This window comes from Wolbachia endosymbiont of Protocalliphora sialia (assembly GCF_053891855.1).
This window is the reverse complement of record NZ_JAIUJX010000010.1, coordinates 1-23,758: the sequence shown is the minus strand read 5'-3', so window position 1 is coordinate 23,758 and position 23,758 is coordinate 1. Positions and strand designations below refer to the sequence as shown.

The 23,758-nt window shown below is 33.2% G+C and carries 23 protein-coding genes and 1 tRNA gene; 13 read left to right on the top strand and 11 right to left on the bottom strand.

The window, feature by feature from the left end; all coding sequences use genetic code 11:
* The first annotated feature begins 124 nt into the window (after positions 1-124).
* The 6 genes from LB100_RS04625 to LB100_RS04600 all read left to right on the top strand — a co-directional run bounded on the left by LB100_RS04625 (position 125) and on the right by LB100_RS04600 (position 8,954).
* Positions 125-1,636 carry an HlyD family type I secretion periplasmic adaptor subunit gene (locus LB100_RS04625; protein ID WP_456201574.1) on the top strand — a complete coding sequence of 504 codons (1,512 nt, stop codon included), beginning with the start codon at positions 125-127 and terminating at the stop codon, positions 1,634-1,636.
* A gap of 556 nt (positions 1,637-2,192) precedes the next feature.
* Positions 2,193-2,957, top strand: coding sequence for a cytochrome c oxidase subunit II (gene coxB / locus LB100_RS04620; RefSeq protein ID WP_456201573.1), 765 nt, complete (start codon positions 2,193-2,195; stop codon positions 2,955-2,957).
* A 15-nt stretch (positions 2,958-2,972) separates the two neighbouring features.
* Positions 2,973-4,523, top strand: coding sequence for a cytochrome c oxidase subunit I (ctaD, locus tag LB100_RS04615; protein ID WP_139686463.1), 1,551 nt, complete (start codon positions 2,973-2,975; stop codon positions 4,521-4,523).
* 1 nt (position 4,524) lies between these two features.
* A complete protein-coding gene (locus LB100_RS04610; protein WP_456201572.1) occupies positions 4,525-5,412 on the top strand; it encodes a heme o synthase in 888 nt (295 codons plus the stop codon).
* A gap of 175 nt (positions 5,413-5,587) precedes the next feature.
* Positions 5,588-6,025: a ribonuclease HI gene (gene rnhA / locus LB100_RS04605; RefSeq protein WP_010401349.1), complete on the top strand. Its 438-nt coding sequence runs from the start codon at positions 5,588-5,590 to the stop codon at positions 6,023-6,025.
* Entirely contained in the window at positions 6,018-8,954 is a 2,937-nt protein-coding gene (locus tag LB100_RS04600) for a YhdP family protein (RefSeq protein WP_456201571.1), read from the top strand. Before rnhA ends, LB100_RS04600 begins: the two co-directional genes overlap by 8 nt.
* A gap of 30 nt (positions 8,955-8,984) precedes the next feature.
* On the opposite strand, the gene LB100_RS04595 is transcribed toward LB100_RS04600, so the two are convergent.
* The 6 genes from LB100_RS04595 to LB100_RS04570 all read right to left on the bottom strand — a co-directional run bounded on the left by LB100_RS04595 (position 8,985) and on the right by LB100_RS04570 (position 13,341).
* Positions 8,985-9,398, bottom strand: coding sequence for a YqaA family protein (locus LB100_RS04595; protein ID WP_319606761.1), 414 nt, complete (start codon positions 9,396-9,398; stop codon positions 8,985-8,987).
* Positions 9,367-10,761 (bottom strand): cysteine--tRNA ligase, encoded by a 1,395-nt coding sequence (gene cysS / locus LB100_RS04590; protein WP_456201570.1) that lies wholly within the window; start codon positions 10,759-10,761, stop codon positions 9,367-9,369. Before cysS ends, LB100_RS04595 begins: the two co-directional genes overlap by 32 nt.
* Entirely contained in the window at positions 10,754-11,410 is a 657-nt protein-coding gene (locus LB100_RS04585) for an exopolysaccharide biosynthesis protein (protein ID WP_006013843.1), read from the bottom strand. Before LB100_RS04585 ends, cysS begins: the two co-directional genes overlap by 8 nt.
* A gap of 95 nt (positions 11,411-11,505) precedes the next feature.
* Positions 11,506-12,162, bottom strand: coding sequence for an exopolysaccharide biosynthesis protein (locus LB100_RS04580; protein WP_456201569.1), 657 nt, complete (start codon positions 12,160-12,162; stop codon positions 11,506-11,508).
* Positions 12,163-12,295: 133 nt separating this feature from the next.
* Positions 12,296-12,463, bottom strand: a complete 168-nt coding sequence (gene tatA / locus LB100_RS04575) for a twin-arginine translocase TatA (RefSeq protein WP_006013840.1) — start codon at positions 12,461-12,463, stop codon at positions 12,296-12,298.
* Between the two features lie 140 nt (positions 12,464-12,603).
* On the bottom strand, positions 12,604-13,341 hold the full coding sequence (locus LB100_RS04570; RefSeq protein WP_456201568.1) for an ABC transporter ATP-binding protein: 738 nt from the start codon (positions 13,339-13,341) through the stop codon (positions 12,604-12,606).
* Between the two features lie 151 nt (positions 13,342-13,492).
* Between LB100_RS04570 and LB100_RS04565 the strand changes: the two genes are divergently transcribed.
* Positions 13,493-13,566 (top strand) — tRNA-Arg (locus tag LB100_RS04565).
* Between the two features lie 66 nt (positions 13,567-13,632).
* Here LB100_RS04565 and LB100_RS04560 read toward each other — a convergent pair.
* On the bottom strand, positions 13,633-14,976 hold the full coding sequence (locus LB100_RS04560; RefSeq protein WP_456201567.1) for an ankyrin repeat domain-containing protein: 1,344 nt from the start codon (positions 14,974-14,976) through the stop codon (positions 13,633-13,635).
* A 113-nt stretch (positions 14,977-15,089) separates the two neighbouring features.
* Here LB100_RS04560 and glpX point away from each other — a divergent pair, with 113 nt between their 5' ends.
* The 4 genes from glpX (at position 15,090) to LB100_RS04540 (ending at position 19,304) form a co-directional block, all read left to right on the top strand.
* Complete coding sequence (gene glpX, locus LB100_RS04555) at positions 15,090-16,013, top strand: class II fructose-bisphosphatase (RefSeq protein ID WP_456201581.1); 924 nt, start codon at positions 15,090-15,092, stop codon at positions 16,011-16,013.
* Between the two features lie 142 nt (positions 16,014-16,155).
* Positions 16,156-17,106 carry a hypothetical protein gene (locus tag LB100_RS04550; protein WP_456201566.1) on the top strand — a complete coding sequence of 317 codons (951 nt, stop codon included), beginning with the start codon at positions 16,156-16,158 and terminating at the stop codon, positions 17,104-17,106.
* Positions 17,107-17,351: 245 nt separating this feature from the next.
* Positions 17,352-18,698, top strand: coding sequence for an IS110 family RNA-guided transposase (locus tag LB100_RS04545; RefSeq protein WP_456201510.1), 1,347 nt, complete (start codon positions 17,352-17,354; stop codon positions 18,696-18,698).
* Between the two features lie 63 nt (positions 18,699-18,761).
* Entirely contained in the window at positions 18,762-19,304 is a 543-nt protein-coding gene (locus tag LB100_RS04540; RefSeq protein ID WP_264337136.1) for a hypothetical protein, read from the top strand.
* Between the two features lie 214 nt (positions 19,305-19,518).
* Here LB100_RS04540 and lgt read toward each other — a convergent pair whose 3' ends face one another.
* From lgt to LB100_RS04525, 3 genes are all read right to left on the bottom strand, one after another.
* Complete coding sequence (gene lgt / locus LB100_RS04535; RefSeq protein ID WP_264337137.1) at positions 19,519-20,310, bottom strand: prolipoprotein diacylglyceryl transferase; 792 nt, start codon at positions 20,308-20,310, stop codon at positions 19,519-19,521.
* A 6-nt stretch (positions 20,311-20,316) separates the two neighbouring features.
* A complete protein-coding gene (gene smpB, locus LB100_RS04530; protein WP_456201565.1) occupies positions 20,317-20,766 on the bottom strand; it encodes an SsrA-binding protein SmpB in 450 nt (149 codons plus the stop codon).
* Between the two features lie 88 nt (positions 20,767-20,854).
* Complete coding sequence (locus tag LB100_RS04525) at positions 20,855-21,766, bottom strand: ankyrin repeat domain-containing protein (RefSeq protein ID WP_456201564.1); 912 nt, start codon at positions 21,764-21,766, stop codon at positions 20,855-20,857.
* A gap of 103 nt (positions 21,767-21,869) precedes the next feature.
* On the opposite strand from LB100_RS04525, the gene LB100_RS04520 reads away from it, so the two are divergent.
* Positions 21,870-22,391: a Na+/H+ antiporter subunit E gene (locus LB100_RS04520; RefSeq protein ID WP_127463654.1), complete on the top strand. Its 522-nt coding sequence runs from the start codon at positions 21,870-21,872 to the stop codon at positions 22,389-22,391.
* On the opposite strand, the gene LB100_RS04515 is transcribed toward LB100_RS04520, so the two are convergent.
* Complete coding sequence (locus tag LB100_RS04515) at positions 22,384-22,800, bottom strand: hypothetical protein (protein WP_017531777.1); 417 nt, start codon at positions 22,798-22,800, stop codon at positions 22,384-22,386. The genes LB100_RS04520 and LB100_RS04515 overlap by 8 nt on opposite strands.
* Before the next feature lie 264 nt (positions 22,801-23,064).
* On the opposite strand from LB100_RS04515, the gene purN reads away from it, so the two are divergent.
* Positions 23,065-23,631 (top strand): phosphoribosylglycinamide formyltransferase, encoded by a 567-nt coding sequence (gene purN, locus LB100_RS04510; RefSeq protein ID WP_143689443.1) that lies wholly within the window; start codon positions 23,065-23,067, stop codon positions 23,629-23,631.
* The last annotated feature ends 127 nt before the right edge of the window (positions 23,632-23,758 follow it).

The window sequence follows — 23,758 nt, the reverse complement described above, 5'->3', positions numbered from 1 at the left end:
GAGTATAAGAATTGTTACTAAATAGTTTATTCTAATGTCTCACAGTCTAAGTAAAATGCTTAAGTTATAGATTCTTTGTTTTTGTGTGTTATTCTGATTAACAAGAATTCAAAGTAGCATTATAATGAGTAAGTTAAAAAAACTTAGTGCTGGACTTTCTTTGACAGGCCTGATTGGTGGCGATGATATAGATATGCAAGGGGCAGGAAATAGAAAGAAGAAATATCAATTTTTGGATAAGACGTTCGCATGGATTGATGCGATGATAAATTTTATTTTTAAACGTGAGAGTAATAACGTAAATGAAGTCCTAAAAGTCACATGGGGACCACTATTTTTTGGTTTAGTGGTGATATTCATCTTTTTTGGGATAGGTGGTATTTGGTCAGCTATAGCTCCAATTGACGGAGCAGTGCATGCAAGTGGAGAAGTTATTGTCTCTTCAAATAGAAAAATAGTTCAACACTTGGGTGGGGGAATAATAAGCAAAATTTTAGTAAAAGAAGGTCAAACAGTTAAAAAAGATGAGCCTTTAGTTTTATTAAGTGATGTTAACGAAAAGGCAAATTTGAGTATAATTAAAGAAAAACTCTTATCATTTTTGGCAACTGAAGCAAGACTTATTGCAATTAGGGGAGACTTAGATACGCTAGAATTTTCTGATGAGGTTAAAAGATTATCTAACGATGAACTTGTAAATAAAGCGATAAAGAATCAGGTAAAGTTGTTCAACTCTCAGAGAAAGAGTATATTAGGAAAAACTGACATACTGCAACAACGTATAAAGCAGTTAAATGATGAATTAGCAGGGCTAAATTTTCAACTAAATGCAGCCCATAAGCAATATGACTTGATAACTGAGGAGTTAGAAACAAAAAGACAATTACTTGATAGTGGCCATATAAGCAAACCACACATTTTAGCTTTAGAAAAACAGTTTGCTGAAATTGAGGGTAGAGTTGGACATTACCGTTCTGCAATATCTCAAGTACAGCAAAAGATTGGAGAAAATGAGTTAGAGATTATAAATGTGAAGAATGATGCTCAAGAAAGAGCAAATGCTGAGCTTAAGGAAGTTAATACATCTATTGCAGACTTAAAAGAGAGGCTGATGGTTGCTGAAGATTCGTTAGCACGTACAATAATTAAATCACCTCAAGATGGTATAGTTACAGATATAAGATACCACACTGAAGGTGGTGTTATACAATCTGGAGTTCCAATCATGAGTATAGTACCATCAGATGATGATCTAATAATAGATGCTAAAGTTCTAACCAGAAACATAGAAGAGATACTGTCAGCAAAAAAGAAAGATAGCAATATAGTCTCTATCGACGGACTAGAAGGGCTAAAAGTTAAAGTAAGGCTGAGCGCTTATAGTGCACGTCGCTTAAGTTTAATTAACGGTATAGTAAACCATATTTCCCCTGATGCTCTTGATGATCCAAGGATGGGGCGTTATTATTCAGTGCGAGTGGTGATACCAAAATCAGAACTTGCTCAATTTAAAAACGTATACCTATATCCTGGTATGCCAGCAGAAGTATATATAGTTACTCAATCCCGCACTCTTTTATCGTTCTTGTTTACACCTATAATTGCAACATTCGATAGATCTTTCATAGAGAGATAATTTATTTTGCTTTTCTAAAAAATTTGTTTACAGAGTTTGATATGCAAAAAAATTTACACACAAGTAGTGTATTATTTTATAATTATTTTCTATAATATGTAAATCTTTGATTTAAGATGCAAATGCTAACGTAAACATTAAAGGTTAATTAGTAAACTCAGCTGTATAATAGAATTAAAGGAATTAGTAAGATTTTTACCTTAATGAATTATAAATAGACAAACTTACCTAAAGTTTAATAGTGTCTGTTACTGCTTTTAGGTGTGAGGCTAGAGGGTTATTAGCAATAACAGACACTATTAAACTTATTATAGAACTTCCTTAAAGTAAATACTTAACTTAAAATATTATAATATTTTAACTTAAAATAGATTCATGTAAATGCTTTTTCCTCAAGTTAGTATCGTATTAGTATATTTATTAAATGCTAAAAAAACATTAATCATCATTTACTTTTGATTCAATATTTAGCAAAACACTTGTGTACATTCTATAATCTCTGTTTGCATAGTAAGTGTATATATATTATTATACAGTTAGTTTTACAGCAAAAAATATGGTGAAGTTATTTGCATTATTGATAATGTTTTACTCAAACATATCAATTGCTTCTGCTCCTACTTCTTGGCAATTTGGATTTCCTACGCCTGCAACTGAGATGATGGAGGCTGTAGTTAAGTCACATTCGTTTGTGATGAGTGTAATGATTGCAATTATGCTTTTTGTATGGGCCCTGCTTGCTTATGTAGTATTTCGCTTTCGTAAGGGCAAAGTGAAAAATGTCAGTAAAATAACTCATAATATCTTTGTAGAAATTATCTGGTTTGTTATACCAACGATTATTGTTGGGGTATTGGCTTTTAAAAATGCTGAATTAATTAAACTACAGGAGAAAGTGCCAAAAGCTGACATAACACTAAAAGTTATTGGTCATCAATGGTATTGGAGTTACCAGTACCCAGAATATCAAGGTATTTCATTTGACAGCTATATAAAAGGAAAAGAAGACTTTACCGAAAGAGATTTAAAACTATTCTCTGTTGATAATAACGTTATTTTACCTATCAATACTAATATTCGTTTACAAGTGACAGCAGGAGATGTAATACATAGCTGGGGAATACCGGCTTTTGGTATAAAAATTGATGCAATACCAGGTAGGCTGAATGAAGCATGGTTTAACGTCACAAAGCCCGGTATTTATTATGGGCAATGTTATGAACTATGTGGTCAAGGTCATGGATTTATGCCAATTGTTGTTGAAGCAGTGAGTAAAGAAGATTTTAATAAGTGGATTGAAGATAAAAAATTAGTAAGTTAAGTTTGGAGTATAGATATGAGTGATGTACCAAAAGGTATAAGACGTTGGCTGTTTTCTACTAATCACAAAGATATAGGGACACTATACATTATTTTTTCCATATTAGCTGGAATTATTGGTGGATTATTATCGGTAATTATTCGTACTCAGCTAATGCACATTAATATACTTAACAATAATTACCAGCTATATAACGTAATGATTACAGGGCATGCGGTAATAATGGTGTTTTTTATGATAATGCCAGCCTTAATGGGAGGATTTGGTAATTGGTTCGTACCTCTCATGATTGGTGCACCAGATATGGCATTTCCTCGTATGAATAATTTAAGTTTTTGGTTGTTAGTTTCATCTTTTATTTTGCTTATCCTCTCGGTATTTGCTGGCGAAGGTCCTGGAACAGGATGGACTTTATACCCACCTTTGTCGCAAATTATGTCCCACCCAAGTGCAGGAGTTGATCTTGCTATACTTGCACTTCATATTGCTGGTATGTCATCAATTGTTGGGGCGATCAACTTTATAGTTACCATATTCAATATGCGTGCAAAAGGTATGTCACTAACTAAGATACCACTATTTGTTTGGTCTATTTTACTCACGTCATTTATGTTAATTGTTGCCTTACCGGTACTTGCTGGTGCTATAACTATGCTGCTCACTGATCGTAATATAGGTACCTCCTTTTTTGATCCTGCTGGTGGTGGTGATCCTGTGTTATTTCAACATCTGTTTTGGTTTTTTGGTCATCCAGAAGTTTACATAATTATTTTTCCTGCATTTGGTATCATCAGTCAGATTGTGTCAACTTTTTCTCATAGGCCAGTATTTGGTTATATGGGAATGGTTTATGCCATGATAGGAATAGCAACGTTTGGCTTCATGGTTTGGGCTCACCATATGTTTACTGTTGGGCTTAGCGAGGATGCTGCTATATTTTTTAGCACTAGCACAATTTTCATTGGTGTTATAACTGGTGTAAAAGTCTTTAGTTGGATTGCAACTATGTGGGGTGGAGCGATTGAATTGAAGACACCAATGCTGTTTGCATTAGGTTTTATTTTCATGTTTGTTGGAGGTGGTATAACCGGAATAATTCTTTCTCACGGTGGAATAGATAAGCTTTTGCACGATACCTATTATGTCGTTGCTCACTTTCACTATGTCATGTCGCTTGCTGCATTATTTGGAGCTTTCGCCGGTTTTTATTATTGGATAGGCAAAATGTCAGGTAAGCAATATAACGAGTGTTTAGGAAAGATACACTTTTGGCTCACTTTTATTAGCACCAATGTCACTTTCTTACCCCAGCATTTCCTGGGATTAGCAGGTATGCCAAGGCGTATACCTGATTATCCCGACGCGTTTATCCCTTGGAATTATATATCCTCAATTGGCTCATATATGTCCTTTCTTTCAGTTATGTTTTTTGTATTTATAGTTATACATCTCTTTAAGTGGGGCAAAAAAACTGGAGATAATCCTTGGGAAGGTGACACTTTAGAATGGACGGTATCTTCACCACCACCTTTTCATACTTTTGAAAAACCACCAGTGATAAAATAGAATGTACACAAGTGTTTTGCTAAATGTTGAATCAACAATACTGGATTTTTGGCATTTGCTGAAGCCAAGGATAATGTACCTTGTAGTGTTTACTGCAATTGCTGGAATGGTTGCTGCACCAGGTAGCATTCATCCTTTCCTTGCACTAATATCTCTTATGTGCATTGCTCTTGGTTCAGGATCTGCAGGTGCAATAAATATGTGGTATGACAGAGATATAGACTTGCTTATGGAGAGAACAAAAAACCGCCCTATACCTTCAGATAGAGTTTCTGCAGAAAGCGCGCTTGAATTTGGCATAACTCTTGGAATATTGTCAGTATTTATCATGGCAATAGCAGTGAACTATGTTTCTGCTGCTTTGCTTGCAATTAGCATATTATTTTATGTTTTTGTGTATACAATTTGGCTCAAAAGGCGTACTCCGCAGAATATTGTTATTGGTGGTGCAGCAGGTGCTTTTCCTCCAATGATTGGCTGGGCGGTTGTAACTGACTCTGTAAGCTGGGAAAGTTGTATTCTATTTTTAATAATTTTTATGTGGACTCCACCACATTTTTGGGCTCTATCCTTAAATAGATCTGAAGATTATACAAAAGCATCGATTCCAATGTTCAATATCGTTTATGGTCCAGAAAAAACGAGGAAATATATATTAATCTATAGCGTGTTACTCGTATTAACTAGCTTACTTCCAGCACTATTTTTGAAAAAGGCTCTATTTTACCTCAGTATGGCAATTATTGAAGGGTGTGTTTTTATTTGGTTTGCTGCATCCGTTATAAGGCTTAAGAGTCATAGCTCGCAGAAAAAAATGTTTTCTTATTCGATTTCTTATCTATTTTCTCTGTTTGCCAGCGTTATTTACTGCTCTATTGATTTGTTTTAACCATGAAAGAACATAAAAACTATCTTTTACTTTCTCTTCTAATAATGCTCGTTGTAGCACTTTTTTTTATTTCCATAATAAAATTTAAAGGTGCGGCTTAAATTACCTCTATATCTATAAAAATTGTGATTTTATAGAAGCAACGATATACTTTATTAATTCACTACAGTTAAAGATGAAGAAAAAGGAAGTGACAATATACACAGATGGAGCATGCTCTGGTAACCCAGGGACAGGAGGGTGGGCAGCAATCATATTATTTCAAAATCATAGAAAGAACATCTGTGGTAGAGAAGAAAATACTACAAATAATAAAATGGAGTTAACAGCAGTGATCAATGGACTGAAGGTATTAAAATTTCCTTGTAATATCAGTTTGTATACGGATAGCCTCTATATTAAATACGGTATAACAGAATGGATAAATAAGTGGAAAATGAACGGCTGGAAGACAAGTAATAAGAAGTCAGTAAAAAATATAGAATTATGGAAAGAATTAGACGATGTTGCTTTGCAACATGAGATTAACTGGAAGTGGGTGAAAGCGCATAATGGTGATAAATACAATGAAGAAGCCGACAGCTTAGCAAGAAAAGCAATAATCGATGCTTAAAAAAATAGCTCTATCATTTTCTATAATTTTATTATTTATATTCTGCTTCTTTATCCCTTTTAAAGGGGAAGGTCCTTTAGAAATCAATATTAGTTATATTAATTTTTATATAAAGAAAAAAATATTAAAGATATTTACCAATTCGGATGTCAGCATGGAGAGTACCTCGGTTATTTGGCAGAAAGATGGCAAGCTAGTCATTACAGATTTAAAAATAACAAATCCTGACTTTACCATAGAAGTTCCTGAGCTTTTCGTACACTTTAAGTTAAGTTCCAAAAAGTTCTCTCAGGTTTTAGCTGGTAATGTACACATATATATCAAGAAGGAAGAGACCAGAGGAATAACAACATCTGTAATGACAGATAAGATGAGTAGTACAAAAAATCTGCTGAAGACAATAAGAAAAATTTTTTTCTACTTAAATGCAGACTCAAGGATTGAAATTACTAACATTGCTGTCAATAAAAGCACGGAAGGTGAATTCTTCATTGATAAAGTATATGTAGGAAAGGAGGAAAATTTTAATGTTTTGGATATTCGTGTTCATACAAAAGATAAAAAGGGGATTCTAGATGATTTATCTATTATGATAAAAAATCGCAATAATTTGTTAAATTTGTATGGAACATTTTATAACCTAAAGTTGGGGCTATTTAACGAGTTTTCCACACTAGTTAAAAGTTACAATTTGGACAAAGAAATAGGGTTCAAAGGGAACTTCTCAATGAGAATTAATGGAAAGGATGAAGTTATGGATGGAAACATATACGTGTTAAATACAGAGAGTCACTCAGGTAAAAACTTAGCCTTGACTAATGTAAATGTAAATTTGACATATAGTGATGAAATCATTAGCGTAAAAAACTTTCATTTTAAGTTAAATGATACTTACCTTTCTTTGATTGGCAAAATGAACTTTGGCACAAATCATGCTTTGCTTAGAGTTAATATTAGTAAACTTGTTGCAAAAGATTTATGTACTTATGTACCAGATGGTCTAGTGAACAATGAATTTAGAAAGTGGTATTGTAATAATATTGATGGGAATATTATAAATACAATTATAAGTTTTAACGGTAAAATCGATAGTTTAATAAATGATGATCTGTCAGGTATTGTAATTGTTGCTGATATAGAAAATGGCAGCGTTCAATTTGATGAGGATTTTGAACGAGTAGAGAACTTGAACGGTGAGTTAACTCTCAAGGATAACAATCTCAAAATTATTGTAAATAGAGCTAAGTTTCAGAATTTTACTATCAATAGTGGTTATATTGAAATGAACTCTCTCAATAAAGAAGATTCTGTTCTTACCATTAATGGTCAGGCTGTAAGTGATGCTTATGGGTTATATGAGCCTATAAAATTTAAGCTGGATGATGTGGTAAAATTTGAAAGAGATAAAGTAGGTGGAATAGCAAATTCTATATTCAATTTTCGTATTTTTAATCTAAATGGTGATAGTAAAAAAGTGGACTTCTCAGCAAATTTCTATTCTGAAATTGATAATTTGGTCGTATATAATGAAAGTCTTGGTAAGTATGATATTAAGCTTGATTTCGGCAGAGATTTTATTGATTTAAATGGCAGTGGTATGGTAAATAATACACAGCTGCTATTTGACCTCAAAAGTAGCAATAAAAATGAAAATTTTGCCTGGAGTTTGACTGGAGATTTACCTGCTCAAATACTTAATTTCGGTGATGGTTATATCAATGCAAATATAGAATCAGCGATAAATCAAGATAAGACTGGATATGTTAATGGTAATATAGATTTATCAGAGCTTGAGTTGCGTTCAAGCTACTTAGGATGGAAAAATCATTTTGAAGATCACAATGAAGTTTTATTTTCTACAAGGCTAAAAGGAGCAGGTAAGTTACTAATAGATAAACTAGACGTTGTAGGAAGTGATCTAGACATAAAATTTAGCGGAAGAGTAGAAAATGGAAATCTATATTTAAATTCTAGCAATTTTAAATTACCTGATAATAATTTTAGTATAGAAATTGAATCAGGTAAGGAGAAAGATGCCATAACTATTCACGGTGAGAAAATCAACTTAAGTGATGTGTTAGGTTTACTTGGCAAAGATAGTAATCGATTAAGTAACAAAATAGAAGTTACTATGAATGTTGACAATATAATTATGAAAGAAGGCATTACCATAGAAGATGCCAAGCTGAACGTAACTTGCGCTAAAGGTGATTGCAGTGGAAGTCAATTTACAGGAAAGTTTTCAGAGGATAATAGTAGTATATTAGCAGAATACAGTGAAATAGGGCTTGAAATATACGCGGATAATTCAGGTATGCTTTTGCGTTCTTTAGGGATTAGTAAATCAGTTAAAAACGGCAAATTCTCTCTTTATCTATCTTCTAAGAGAGAAAATGGAGGACATTATGGTATGTTATCTATCAGCAATTTCTATATCAAAGATGCTCCACTGCTTACCACTTTATTATCAATGTCCTCACTTCCTGGCATTGTAAATGCTATAAAGAACGAAGGTGTGCATTTTTATAAGTTTAATGTACCTTTTTCATATAAAGATGGCACTGTTGAAATTGAAGAATCTTGGCTTGAAGGAGCGGAACTGGGCATTAGTACTAGTGGTACGCTCAATACTAAGGATTATAAGTTCCAGGTTGAAGGACAAGTAATACCGGCATACTCAATTAACAAATCTTTGTTGAAAATCCCTATAATCGGAAAACTTCTGACTGGTGGGAAGAGTAGGGGGATTATTTCAATAGACTACAAAGCAAATGGTGATGATAAAAACAATAACGTATCTGTTAATCCTATCTCTTCTCTCACTCCAAGCTTATTTAAGAGGTTATTAGGAGTATTTGATCGTATTATGACAAAAACTAATAAAAACGTTTTAAAAGGTAGTTTGAAGAAGAAATTTAGCTCAATATGACCAGAAGAAAAGTTATTTATTGATGTTTAGTTAGATGGTAAACGTTAGATACAACAAACAGAGGAAGTTAGATAAAATAATTAAGGGAACAAGAATATAAAGGTTTAACTTGAAGTAACCGGATAAAATCTGAGTCACACTTCCAAGTGCTGGTACCCACGAAAGCAATGCAACTGCACAAATCAGTAGGTGCCTTACAATTTTTGGTGTTTTGTCTTCATTCTCTAATTTGTGATGTGATCTTCTGATAAAAATTGTTATTCTACCTAAATACCAGTTAGCTATTCCACCAAGACTGGATCCCGATACTCCAAAAAGTAATATAAGTAGTGGATTGTAATGTGACCTAAAGCATAACATAGTGTAAAGTACAAAACCTTGATGTATGGGTAAGATAAGTGATGATACTAGGCTATCTATAAACAATAGGAGATAATTTTCCATACCAAGTTGTTGTACCATCTTCGTTGTCAGAAATTGTAACCCCCATTTGTTTCAATTGCTCTCTTATTTTGTCCGCAGTATCATAATCTTTATTTTGTTTTGCTACTTTTCTTAAGTCTATCAACCTTTCTATTTCTTGATGACTTACATCACTTGCAAACCACTCTTGATAACTTGACTCAAGAAGACCAATGAACCTTGCGCTTTTAACAAAGTTCTTAGTTAATTTGAGCTTCTCATATTCATTAATTGTCTTATTGATTTCTGTAGCCATTTCATGCAATATGGCTACAGCTTCAGGAATGTTTAAATCGTTTTTCAAAGCCTCTATAAAATCTTTAGAGACTTCTGCATCACTTTCCTCAATACATGTACTACGTAATAACCGATAAAACTTGTTTAAAGTTTCTTGCGACTCAGAGATAACATTTTCTGTCCAATCAAGTGGTTTTCTGTAGTGAGTTTTAAGCAGCGCATAACGTATTACTTCACCCTTTATTCCACTATCTAACAAATCCCTTACTTTGACTATATTAAATAAGGATTTGCTCATTTTCTCTTCATTTACCGTAAGAAAACCGTTGTGTACCCAATATTTTGCAAACTTTGACCCAGCAAATGCAGATTTACTCTGTGCAATTTCATTCTCATGATGAGGAAATTGCAAGTCTATACCGCCACCGTGAATATCAAAATCTTTGCCAAGGTAAGCATATGACATTGCTGAACATTCTATATGCCACCCTGGTCTTCCCTCTCCCCATGGACTATTCCAGTGACTTGAAAGTTTATAGTCAGTTTCGTTTGCAGGTTTCCAAAGTACGAAGTCTCCTGGGTGTTTTTTATTTTCACCCACTTCAACTCTATTACCATGATCCAACTCATCAATTTTTTTCCCTGATAAAACACCGTACTCAGGGTAAGATTCTATACTAAAATATACATGTTTATTTGATTCATAAGCATGACCAGAATGCAGCAAAGATTCAATTAACTCAATAATTTGGTCTATATTTTCTGTTGCTTTTGGTTCATGTGTTGGTTCTACGCAATTTATGCTTCTCATATCTTCATGAAAAGCTTTGGTATAATATGCGCTGATACTTTCTATATTACTACTTTTCTTATTTGCTGCATTGATTATCTTGTCATCGATGTCGGTTATATTACGCACATAAGTAACTTTGCCATAACAAAATTTCAGCAGTCGAAATAATACATCATAAACAACAACAGAACGTGCATTTCCTATATGTGCAGTATCATATACTGTTGGTCCGCAGACGTACATTTTTATATGATCTTTATCGATCGGTGTAAAGGGCTCTTTTTTTTTTGTTAAAGTGTTGTAAAGCTTAACCATATACAAAGCTTTTTAGAAAAGAAAATGCTCCAAATATAAGCTGTGGTCCTTTAACTATTACGACAAGAGTAAGTAATAACCCACACAATGATACTAATACTCCGATTATAGAGAGAAATCCATCTTTGCTCATGATACCCAGTGAAATGAGAGTTGTACCAATTGCAGGAATGAAGTTAGTTAAAGGAAGTGGGATTGCTATCGATAATGCACAAAGCAGCATTATAAATGCTAAAATATTTTCACCAGGACCACGAAAAATGAAAGACATTCTTGGTTTCATGAACTTTTCTATTTTTTTTAATGTAGGTGAAGTTTTCTCTACCACGAGAGCTAGTGTTGACCGTTGAAAAGATTTCCTTTCTAGCCAATTAGGCATCCAAGGAGAATCAAACCCAAATAGAAGCTGCAGTGAAAATAAGATTAAAGGTATAGAAAGAATGGTTGTATAGCCAGGTGGAACAGGTATAGGTACTGATAGCGGTAAAGAGAAGATGATTATTAAAATACCAAAACCACGCTCATGTAAAGCTGTTTTAATATCAAATAATGTTACTTTATCATTATCGTTATTATTAGTATCTGCAACCTCTTTTAGAATATCAGAGGCCAATTTTTTATCTTCAGTCAATTTCACACTTTTTTCCACAGATACCCTTTAATAACAATATAACTTCTAACTAACATAGTTATTGCTATATTTCAATATCGATTATTCATTTCATGCTGTACTTCATTCTTTTATTAAAGTTTTGTAAAGCTTTTAAGAAGAGAAAGTATTCCGGCTATAAGTTTTGGTCCTTTAACTATTACAATAAGGGTAACCAATAACGCACAGAATGAAACTAACACTCCTAACGTAGATAAAAATCCATCTTTACCCATAATGCCGAGTGAAATAAGAGTTATACCAATTGCAGGAAGGAAGTGAGTAAAAGGTAATGGAAGAGCTATTATTATTGCACAAAGCAACATCATAAAAGCTAGAATCTTTTCACCAGGACCACGAAAAATGAAAGACATTCTTGGTTTCATGAACTTTTCTATTTTTTTTAATGTAGGTGAAGTTTTCTCTACCACGAGAGCTAGTGTTGACCGTTGAAAAGATTTCCTTTCTGGCCAATTAGGCATCCAAGGAGAATCAAACCCAAATAGAAGCTGCAGTGAAAATAAGATTAAAGGTATAGAAAGAATGGTTGTATAGCCAGGTGGAACAGGTATAGGTACTGATAGCGGTAAAGAGAAGATGATTATTAAAATACCAAAACCACGCTCATGTAAAGCTGTTTTAATATCAAATAATGTTACTTTATCATTATCGTTATTATTAGTATCTGCAACCTCTTTTAGAATATCAGAGGCCAATTTTTTATCTTCAGTCAATTTCACACTTTTTTCCACAGATACCCTTTAATAACAATATAACTTCTAACTAACATAATTATTACTGTACTTCAATCATACCTCTTCAATTCTTTAGCCTTGTTTAAACAAATGACACGCACTTTAGTGCGTGTCACGAAACATAAGGAAGCTAACGATCTGGTTCATTAGATGATAGTTTCTCTGAATCCTTAAGTTCTTGTTTAAGGTTTTTAATGCCTTTGCCTAAATCACCCATAACTTGTGGTAACCTACCTGCACCAAACAGAACTAAGATTATTATTAAGACTAGAAACAGCTGCCATGGACCTAAACTCATTTGTACCTCCGTTGAAAATATTAACTTTTAGGTATTAAAACTTGACTGAAGCCAAGTGATACATAAATTATATCACTTTTATTGAATTATAAATCAAGAGTTTTTAATTATCTTATAATAGTTTTATCCTAACATTAAGTTTAGTTTAGCTTTAGAGTAAAAGGAAGCTCACTAAAAAATTTTGCTAACGTATCATCTTTAGGTCTGTGGTATATGTAGCTAGGAACTCCTGATTGAATAATTTTACCATTTTTCATCACGTAAATAAAATCTGCAACTTTCAACGCTTCTTGCGGATCATGAGTTACCATGAGTACAGGAATATTTTTGCTTCTAAAAAGTGACAATATATGGTACCTTATTCGATATTTGAGCAGTATATCTAAATTAGAAAATGGTTCATCGAGCAAAACAACATCAGGATTTTGCGCCATTACTCTTGCTATTGCAACTAATTGTTGCTGTCCTCCTGATAAAGCATGAGGGTACATGTTTTCATATTTTTCTATATTAAATAGCTTTAAGATTTCCAATGCAGTAAGGTATTTTTCTTTCTTAGAAGTACTGCAAATAGCAAAAGTTATATTTTCTATTACTGTTTTATGAGGAAATAATGCAGAATGCTGAAAAATCAATCCGATATTTCTACGCTCTATAGCAATTGACACTTTGTTACTTGCAACTAATTTATCATTTATAACAATGGTTCCAGATTTTGGATTTTCTATTCCTGCGATTAATTTTAGAATTGTTGACTTGCCACAGCCAGAATGACCTAGTAAACAGGCAACACTTCCTTTCTTCACTTGAATGTTGATGTTGCTTAAAGCAAAGCCATCTTGATTACTATAAAAGTAACTAATATTGTTAACTAGCATTAATCTTTCAATTGGAATCGTATTATTAAATATAACAGTATTACATTCAAGAAATACAGAAATATTTTTTATTATTGTGAATTAATTGTACAGGGTGCCTAGAAAAATGCGAGACTTTTTGCTATAATTTTGCATAAATAGCAGAAGACATGGGACTATAGCTCAGTAGGATAGAGCGTTGGATTCCTAATCCGAAGGCCGTGCGTTCGAATCGCACTAGTCCCACTTAATTTTGATAAAGTGGTTTAACAATCAAGAAATTATAATTGGTTTGAAAAGTGATTCTAGGAGCTAGATTGCATGGTTTCTCAAACTTGAATTTACAGGTTCAACCTTATTTTCTCTCATTTCGCTGTAACTTGGAAGTGTAAAATTTTTTACATGTAATCCAGTTGCCATTACAACTAAAATAGCTAGGACACTGCAAACTAATGCACCAGCTAAAGATGGAACCGTCACAGCAGCAGCAACAAACAATCCTGCAATAACAACTCCAACAACATCACTCCTTAATGAGGTGTAAAAACTCTCCTTATTTTTTTTGTATTTAGTTTCTTTTTCATGTGGTGGAGAAAATTGAGCCTCTACAAAGCCGTTAGCTTTCTTATCATTATTTGGTGTGACAGTTGGGCCAGTCCTTGTTGATACAGGTGCTTCATTTTTGTTATTATTACCATTAGTACTAACTGGAGGCGCTGTTGCTACAGATCTATTACCAACGTTTCCATTACTGCTGCAAGGTTTTGCTCTATTTTCTTTTACATTAGGTGTTTCTGGTTTAATAAAGTTTAAAAGCACCTTAATAATTTCATTATTTATAGCCAACTCTAAAGCTGCTTGTCTGCTTTTATCATTTACATAACTTAAAAATGCTTCAACTTCTTGAACATTACCTTGGATAATAGCAAGACGCAGAGCGTTAAATTTTTCTTCTTCATTAAATTTACCACTATCCAAGAGTATCTTTATAACATCAGCTTGTTTATTTATTGCAGCTGTACCCAACACAGTTTTGGAAGCAGTATCTTTAAAATCGATTCCGATATTTAAATTTGTGAGTAACTTAACAGTCTTTAAAAATATACTACGATCTTCGGTAATATAAGGTCCTTCTGAACGGACAGCATAATAAAGCAAGGTCCAACCATCTTGGTTTGTTATTTTTATATCTATTTTCTCTTTTTTAAGCTCATTACTAAACTCCTCAGCAGTTATATTAGAATTATTAGTTACAATTTTCCTTATCTTATTGTATGACATAGAAAATTGATCATCTTCATTTTTGTTGCTAAGTTCTGCTCTATCTTCTTCTACATTAGGTGTATTTTGCTCTTCCTTTTCCTTGTTTTCATCAGCAGTTACTTGTTCTTGCTCAGGAGGCTTGAATCCATTTTTAAGGAAAAATTCCCTAACACGTAGGTAGTCATTTTTATATGCAAGTTTTAAAAGTAAATCTCCTAATGAATTGTTCCCTTCGCATTTACTTTGCAAATCAATGTCTTTAAATTTAGCCTTTCTTCTTAACCTATTTTGCAAGCTTTCAAGGGTGATTTTATTGTTGTACCTATTATCATTAATTAAAAAGCTATCTGCATCTAGACATAACTCTCTGATGTCCTCCTTACTGTACAGCATAATTAAACCTACTATTACGATGTTTTATTATATCAATTCCATCAAAATTAGTCAAGTAATCTTGCAGTCTCAAATGGCATGATATATATTGATTTATGATTCTCGAGTAAATGATGGAAGATTTAGCTTATAAGTTAGTGAAAGTAACCGAAGCTGCAGCACTTGCTGCATATAAATTGGCAGGCCTTGGTGATGAAAAAAAGGCCGATCAGGTTGCAGTTGATGCAATGCGTACGGTGCTAAACTCAATGGAAATAAATGGTACAATTGTGATTGGGGAAGGGGAGAGGGACGAAGCACCGATGCTATATATCGGAGAAAAAGTTGGCACAGGAAGTGGCCCTGAAATTGACATCGCTGTTGATCCACTTGAGGGCACTACAATTTGCGCTCACTATAAACAAGGGGCAATGTCTGTTCTTGCTGCAACAAAAAAAGGTAATTTTTTACATGCACCTGATGTTTATATGGAAAAGATAGCAGTGGGAAAAAATCTCCCAGAGGGTGTAGTCTCACTAAAAAATAGGATTGAGAAGAATCTGGACAATTTAGCCAAGGCAAAAGGATGTAAAGCAAGTGATCTTATAGTAACTGTACTTAAACGTGAAAGACATGATGAATTAATAGCAAAAATTAGGAAGCTAGGAGCAAAAGTGAAATTAATAGATGATGGTGATGTTGCAGCCATAGTTTCACTAATAAATGGCAATCACGATATGTATATTGGAACAGGTGGAGCTCCAGAAGGAGTGCTTGCAGCAGCAGCGCTAAGCTCAATCGGTGGGCAGATAGAAGGAAGATTAATATTTGACACGGATCAATTAAAAGAAAGAGCAAAAAATTTGAATATCACTGACCCAGAAAAAATCTACACCGTGAAAGACATGGCAAAAAGTGAATCAGTGTTCATTGCAACTGGAGTAACAAATGGAGAGTTTGTGGATGGAGTAAAGTTTAACCAAGATATTTGTCTGACTCATTCATTAATAATATTGCCTGGTAAAGTAATAAAAATACAAACAAAATCAATATCTTAAACATTTGTCATATGCTGATTATAAAATTTTTATAGGAAGATACTTATAATTGTCTTAAAAAATGAATTTACATATTAATTTTAGCTTTACAACATTTGGCATTAAGTTATAATTAAGCTTATTTCCGTATAAGAGGTGTGAAATGATTGGTCGCATTTTTAATATTTTCAGTAGTGAGGAGAAAAACTCACCGCCTGAAAAAAATAATAATTCTTTCTCTAACAGCACAGAAAGTTTATTAGTCCAATCTACTAAAAAAAATCCTCAACTTGATGATCAAAGTAGAGCTGACGCGTCTCCTCAAATAAATCTTCAATTTAGTGAGGATGATGTAAAAAACGTGCTCCAAGACTTCGAAAAATTGGATTATAATGATAGTAAGTGTTTTAACAAAATAGCAGAGAAGTATAAAAAAGAGAGAGGCCTTTTTGACTATGTAGTGTTAAGCAAGCAAAAGGAGATAATCAATATATTAGATAATAAGCTTCCTGATCTCAAAGGACAAGAAGAGTTTAGAAAAAGATTGGGTGAGTATATTTATTCTAGGATTAAAGATGGAATGAGTTATGGAGAAAAGCTCCAAAGTACACTTCAGTTTCTTAAAGGTAGGGCAGAAGAAGTATTATCAGATTTTAAAAATTTGAGATTCGATTTTAAGGATAATAAATGTGAAGACCCTAATGATTATGTAAATTATAATAGCGGCCGGCCGGCAGATCCATTTGATAAAATAGCAAATTATTATCGAAGAAAAAGGGATATTTTTCTTTTTAACTATGCTATATTGAGTCAGCAAAAAGAAATAATGAATATATTAGATAAGAAGTTTACTAATGAAGATCAGAAAAAGAATTTTGAAAATAGGTTAGGTAGATATCTTATTCGAATTGAAGAAGGGATGAATGATGCAAAAGAATTTCTAAAAGAAGATGGTCTAGTAGGCTTTTTTGATGGACGTTATTGGCCAGGCGAAAATGCAGAAGTTAATCATTATGATAATCTTAGTGTAAATATTATTAAACCTGAAAAGAGTTTAGAAACAAGCCGTCTTTTCACTGACAAAATTGAAAGCCTGAACAGACGAAATCTGTAAAACCAAAAAGAAACTCTTTCTCTTTACTTTATGTTTTTTGGATATAGTTTTACGAAGAAGCGCTTCTGCAGCTATAACCGAAACAATCAATGGTGCTATAAATGCCCGTTTGAAAGCATGGTTTTGGGGGAAACGGTAAAGCCATTGATGGAGTTCTTTCTGGACTACCTCGTTTAGAAGATTGTATAACCTAACCGTCCCAAGCTGAAGTGCTTCTTATCATAATAGTATAGGAGGAATTTTATATGGCAGAAGCAAAAAGTAAATTAAAAATAATAAACCCTGACGCATCAGGGATTGATATTGGCTCGACTGTACATTATATATGTGTACCTGAAGGAAGAGATGAACAACGTATCCAAAAATTTGGGTGCTTTACAGTAGATCTACACAACTTAGCAAAGTGGTTAAAAAAGTGTCAGGTTAGAACTGTGGCCATGGAGTCAACTGGAGTATATTGGATTCCCTTATTTCAAATATTAGAATCATATAAATTTGAGGTAAAACTAGTAAATGCGCGACATGTCAAAAATGTGCCTGGTAGAAAGTCTGATGTTCAGGATTGTCAATGGCTGCAACAATTGCACAGCTATGGACTGCTTCAAGGATCATTTAGACCGGATAATCAAATGTGTGTATTGCGTAGTTACGTTAGACAACGTGCTAATCTAATTGAAAATGCAGCTAAACATACTCAACGTATGCAAAAAGCGCTAATTCAAATGAATATTCAATTGCATAAGGTTATTAGTGATATCAACGGTTTAACAGGCATGAAAATTATTAAAGCAATAATTGAAGGAGAGAAAGACCCCCAAAAACTAGCTGAATTTAGAAATTCAAACATGAAGAATGACAAGCCTACTATAGCAAAAGCATTAACAGAAGACTATAGAGAAGAACACTTGTTTGCACTAAAACAAGAATATGCAGCATATACTTTTTTTCAAGAGCAAATAACGGAATGTGATAAAAGTATAGAGAGTTACTATAAAACATTTGAGGCAAAGTCAAATGAGAACAGGATGTTGAATAAAATACGAAAGCGGAAGCAGAAGAATGGTCCAGATTTTGCTGCGGATGAGGATTTAAATCGAATAACCGGGATAGATTTTACTAAAGTCCCGGGATTTGATGTATTAAGTGTACAAACTATCATTTCGGAAACAGGTATAAATCATAATAAATGGCCAACAGAAAAACATTTTTCTTCCTGGCTTGGATTAAGCCCTGCTAATAAAATTACAGGAGGAAAAATTGTTGGAACAGGAACTCGTAAAGTTATTAACCGCGCTGCGAATGCATTTCGAATGGCTGCCCATTGTGTGTTGAGAAGCAAAAGTGCAATAGGTGCATATAGTAGAAGGCTGAAAAAAAGGCTAGGAGCACCAAAAGCAATAACTGCGACAGCAAGGAAATTAGCATGTATCTTTTATCAAATGTTGAAATATGGACAAGAATATGTAGAGAAAGGAATGAACTATTATGAAACACTTTACAAAGAGAGAGTAGTCAAAAATTTGCTTAAAAAAGCAAAGGAATTTGGTTATATACTAATGAAAGAGGAGCCGATAGATGAAAAAGGTTCTTAGGAGTTTGTTAGAAGATTTAATTTCTTGTGATATAATAAATTAAAAGGTTTTAAGGGGTAGGTAATGGATTACATAAATGATGCTGCTGATAGTTACGCTGCCATTCATGATTTTTTTCAAAATAATGGTGTTGGAGATTACAAAGTTCAATGCAATTATGGTGGTGTACCGTATGCTACTGACGAATATGTACATTCTGGAGACAAATTTTGGAGCAATAATTTTATAGACTCACATTTTGGAAGGGAAATAAAAATGTATCCTCAAAGTGAGCTTTTAGCTAAAGAGTATGCTGGGAATACACTACCGGTTTCAATATCACTAAACGAGGATCTAATAAAAATAAAAGAATGTCAGAAAAAAACTAAATTTGTAGAACTAGAAGGGGAATCAGGTGATATAGTATATGATAAGCAAAAACATATAAAGTGCTACACGACAAAGTTATCATATGACGATGTTTCTGTTCATAATAAAAACAAATTTTCAATACTGAATATTAGATATGATATGCCAAATGATCCGAGATACAGTTTAAACATAGCCTTCACAAAGGTTAATGATAATCAACCAGGGTTTTGGCAAAAATTTAAAAATATGTTTTAATAAAGTAGCTTCTCAATCAGGAATATTCTGGTGGAAAATGAATATCTACTTAGTAATGAATTTGGTCAGTAGCTACTAAGTTTTTCTTATAGCTATACAACGAAGGTTTGCTGGTCTTACATTTATTCTCTGCAAGACAAAAAATTCACATAATTGTACATAGTATGGAATAAATAAACTTCCACTATATTTTTCGATTAAACTTACCTTTTCTCTATTGAACAGATTTCGTATTAAATCTTAAGTTCAACGCACCTAAATATATAAGCATTCCCAGCAAAATCATAGGTATAGAAAGAAATTGTCCCATAGTTAAATTGAACCATAAATAGCCAATTTGATAGTCTGGCTCGCGGAAAAATTCAACCACAAAACGTGCTATTCCATACCACATAACTGCAATACCAGTTGTTGCACCGTAATACAATCTCATTTTGTTCAAGAAAAATAGTGAATTTACAACTACGAAAAGTAGCGCTCCTTCTAAAAATGCTTCATAAAGTTGGCTTGGATGGCGCAATAAATTATCACCACTTTCTGGAAATACCATACCCCACGGCATAGTTGTAACCCTGCCAAATAACTCTCCATTTATAAAATTACCTATGCGGCCTAGAAGTAAACCTATCGGAACTCCACAAGAAATTAGATCCAGTGTGTAAAATATAGGAATGTTATGTCTTCTACAGGAGATTATTACTGCAAGCAAAACTCCTATAGCACCACCATGAAATGACATACCTCCTTCCCAGGTCTTTAGTATTTCGATAGGATTGCTTATATAGAGAACTGGATCATATATCAATACGTACCCAATCCTACCTCCAAGGATAATGCCTATAATAACGGCTGTTAATAACGAATCGTAAAAATTCTTAGTAAATATTTTTTGATTGTCTAGCTTATGTAAATACCAATATGCAAAAACTATACCCAAAACATATGCTAAAGAGTACCAATATATAGAAACAGGACCGATGCTAAAAATAACTGGACTTAAAGACATATTTTACTACAAATTATTCTTAGGCAATCTACTTTTCTCACGGTCCCACTCTTTCTGCTTTATGGTTGCTCTCTTATCGTAGAGTTTTTTTCCTTTAACAATAGCAATTTTAGTTTTTGCCAACCCTTTATCATTAAAATAGATAGAAAGTGGCACAACAGTTATTCCAGAGGTTTTGATTTGACCAATTAGCTTATTTATCTCTTTTTTATGCAAAAGCAATTTTCGTTCTCTTTTTGGCTTGTGATTCTTTTGGTTTGCAGCTTTATACTCTGCGATATGCATATTGTTTAGCCATATTTCGCCTTTTTTTTCAGTAACGTAAGCATCAGAAATGTTTGCTTTTCTTTCCCTTAGTGATTTTACTTCACTACTTAAGAGGATCATACCTGCTTCAAATTCTTCTAAGATAAAGTATTCAAACCTTGCTTTTCTATTTTCTGCAATAACTTCCATATCTAAAGATATCTTTAAGCTTCAATATATTACAGAACTTTTGGTTTAATTCATAACAAAACAATTATCTCAGTAAATGCAAGTTTGGTTAAAAAAGCTCCAATCTTCCTGCAAGTGTAATTTGTTCCACTCTTCCTACTGCCATTTCAGCCCTAGGACTAGCATTACCTGACAAAGAACTTATTACATCTTTGCAGCCCCATTCAATAGCAAAGTGTAAAGGAGCATATCTATTATTGTTCTGTTTACTAACATATGCCCCACTTTCAATTAAAATATCTCTTATACTTTCATGATCGCTAGCAAAATGCAAAGGAGCGCGTCCACAGCTATCCCACACATTAACACATGCTCCATGTTCAATCAGAGTTCTTACTATGTTTTCATTATCACTTTCAGCAGCAAAATGCAAGGGAGTGCTTCTATAATTATCCCACGCATCGACATATGCTCCGTGTTCAATTAGAGCTATTACTATGTTCTCATAGCCACTCTTAGTAGCAAAATGTAGAGGAGTGTGTCCATCATTGTTCTGCGCGTTAACATCTGCTCCACATGCAATTAGAGCTCTTACTACACTTTCATTTCCACCTTCGGCAGCAAGATGTAAAGGTGTACATACATCATTGTCCCACGCATTAACATTTGCTCCACTTTCAATTAAAATATCTAATATGCCTTTGTGGTTCCATTCAGCAGCAAAATGTAAAGGGGTGCATCCATCGCTGTCCCATGCATCAACATATGCTCCATATTCAATTAGAGCTATTACTATGTTTTCATAGCCACTCTTAGCAGCAAAATGCAACAATGTAGTTTCTACAGGATCTAGATCACTATGTGTAGTGAATATATGATTGATATTAAATCCACTATCTTCCCACCTCCGTAAATCAATTCTTTCTAATTTTATTTTTATTCGTTCAACTATGTTGTTCTTGCTTAAACCTGAAGTATCATTTATTTCTTCAAGCATTTTTAGAAAATCATCAAGCGTCATAATCTCCACTACTTATTAAAATAACTTGGTTATTATGTTCTTTGACACAAAAATCAAGAACTTTTTATTTTCCTAAAAAATCATTTAAGTTATACTCCAAATCATGAAAGTCAGGCAAAATATTAAGTTTTTTTCTCTATCATTTGTGATTTTGTCTTCTCTATGGATTACATTGTCTGGTTATTTCGAGCCTTTTTTTATTCTCTGTGGAGTATTTTCTTCTGTGTTCACATTGATTATCTTTAAAAGGTTAATTGATGCTGAAAGTGCCCTTAGTCAAATTCTAAATGATAGTGGTAGGCTGTCACTTTATCAGCTTATAAGTTATATACCTTGGCTAATTTACCAAATTATTTTTTCAAGTATTTATGTAACAAAAAAGGTGCTACGATTCAAATCTACAGTTGAGCCAATTGTTATTGTAAGGGAATGCATAGGACATAATGATAAGACCATTGCATTATTTGCTAACTCGGTTACGATTACCCCTGGAACTTTAACTATCAATGTTGAAAAGAAGCAGAAAACATATTTATCTATCATATGTTTGATAGATAAAGATCTTGAAAGTGGCATTTCTGAAATAGAAGGTAAAGTCTTAAAAATGCTACACCTAGTTAAGTAATTGCTTTAAATAAGTTAACAGCGTCTCTGTATTCTCTTATTAGGCTTTCAAGCATTTCTTTTGGAAGGCTATCAATAACAGTAGAACATAAATAATTGTACAAATCTTCTAGCCTTGATATGTTATTTTTCTTCTTGCTGTTGAATTTGTACGGAAAAATGCCCTCCATAATTTCAATATCAACAACCTTATTTAAAAATGCATTTTCACTTGTTATGCTTATTCTTGTAAGTATAGTGTTAATTTCAGGTTCATTACTCGTATAAATATCTGATAATTCCGCCATTTTAATAACGTATAAAGTTACTACTTTTGATAAACAATTATCAGAATATTCACAATTTTTTATTACCTCCCACTGAGTAACCTGAGACTTGCTTGTTTTTGCATTGCTTGGTAATTTATTCATTGAATTTTCTCCATTTAATTCAGTAGTAAATTATACTAATACTTTGTTAAATAAATAATAACGCAGCCATAAAAATATGCATTTATTTACCATAAATTGTATAATATTCCTAAAATTAAATGTTAAAATTACTTCAAACTGAATGATTTCTTTAATTCCATGTTATCCAGCAGTGTAAAATATTGCTGCACAATAGTATTTATTCTAAAATAAACTTTCTTTTTGAGCTATTTTATTAATGTCCATTCTTACAGCTGTACTAAAATGAAAAAGATAAAACTCGGAATACTAATTTCAGGTAGAGGATCAAACATGCAAGCTTTAATAGAAGCATGTCAAGATCAGAATTTCCCTGCTAAAACTGTGTGTGTTATCACAAATAATAGTGAAGCTGGAGGCCTTAAAATAGCAAAGCAAGCAGGAGTTTCAGCGTTTGTTGTTGAAGATAAGCCACTTAATACTGATAAAATTCATGAAATACTTGTTCAACATAAGGTTGATTTAATTTGCCTTGCAGGGTTTATGAGAATTCTAAAGGCCAATTTCCTGAATAAATGGCATAACAAAGTTATAAATATTCATCCCTCTTTACTTCCGTCATTTAAGGGCCTAAATGCTCAGGAGCAAGCTCTGAAAGCGGGTGTAAAAATTACAGGATGTACTGTGCATTATGTTACTCATGAAATTGATGCTGGAGCCATAATCGCTCAAGCTACTGTTCCAGTGTTACCAAATGATGATGTTCACAGTCTCTCAGAGCGCATTCTAGCTGAAGAGCATAAGTGTTATGTAAAAGCAGTAAGATCAATAGCAGAAAGTAACGCTAAGTGATATTAAATTAGAGAGATCGTGTGGTACTGCTTTTTCTTTTTGTTACATCTTGATCCAGAGAAAGGTGTGTTGGAACTTTAGGGGAGTGTTAAATAAACTGTGTCAAACCGCATTTTTAGTTCAACTC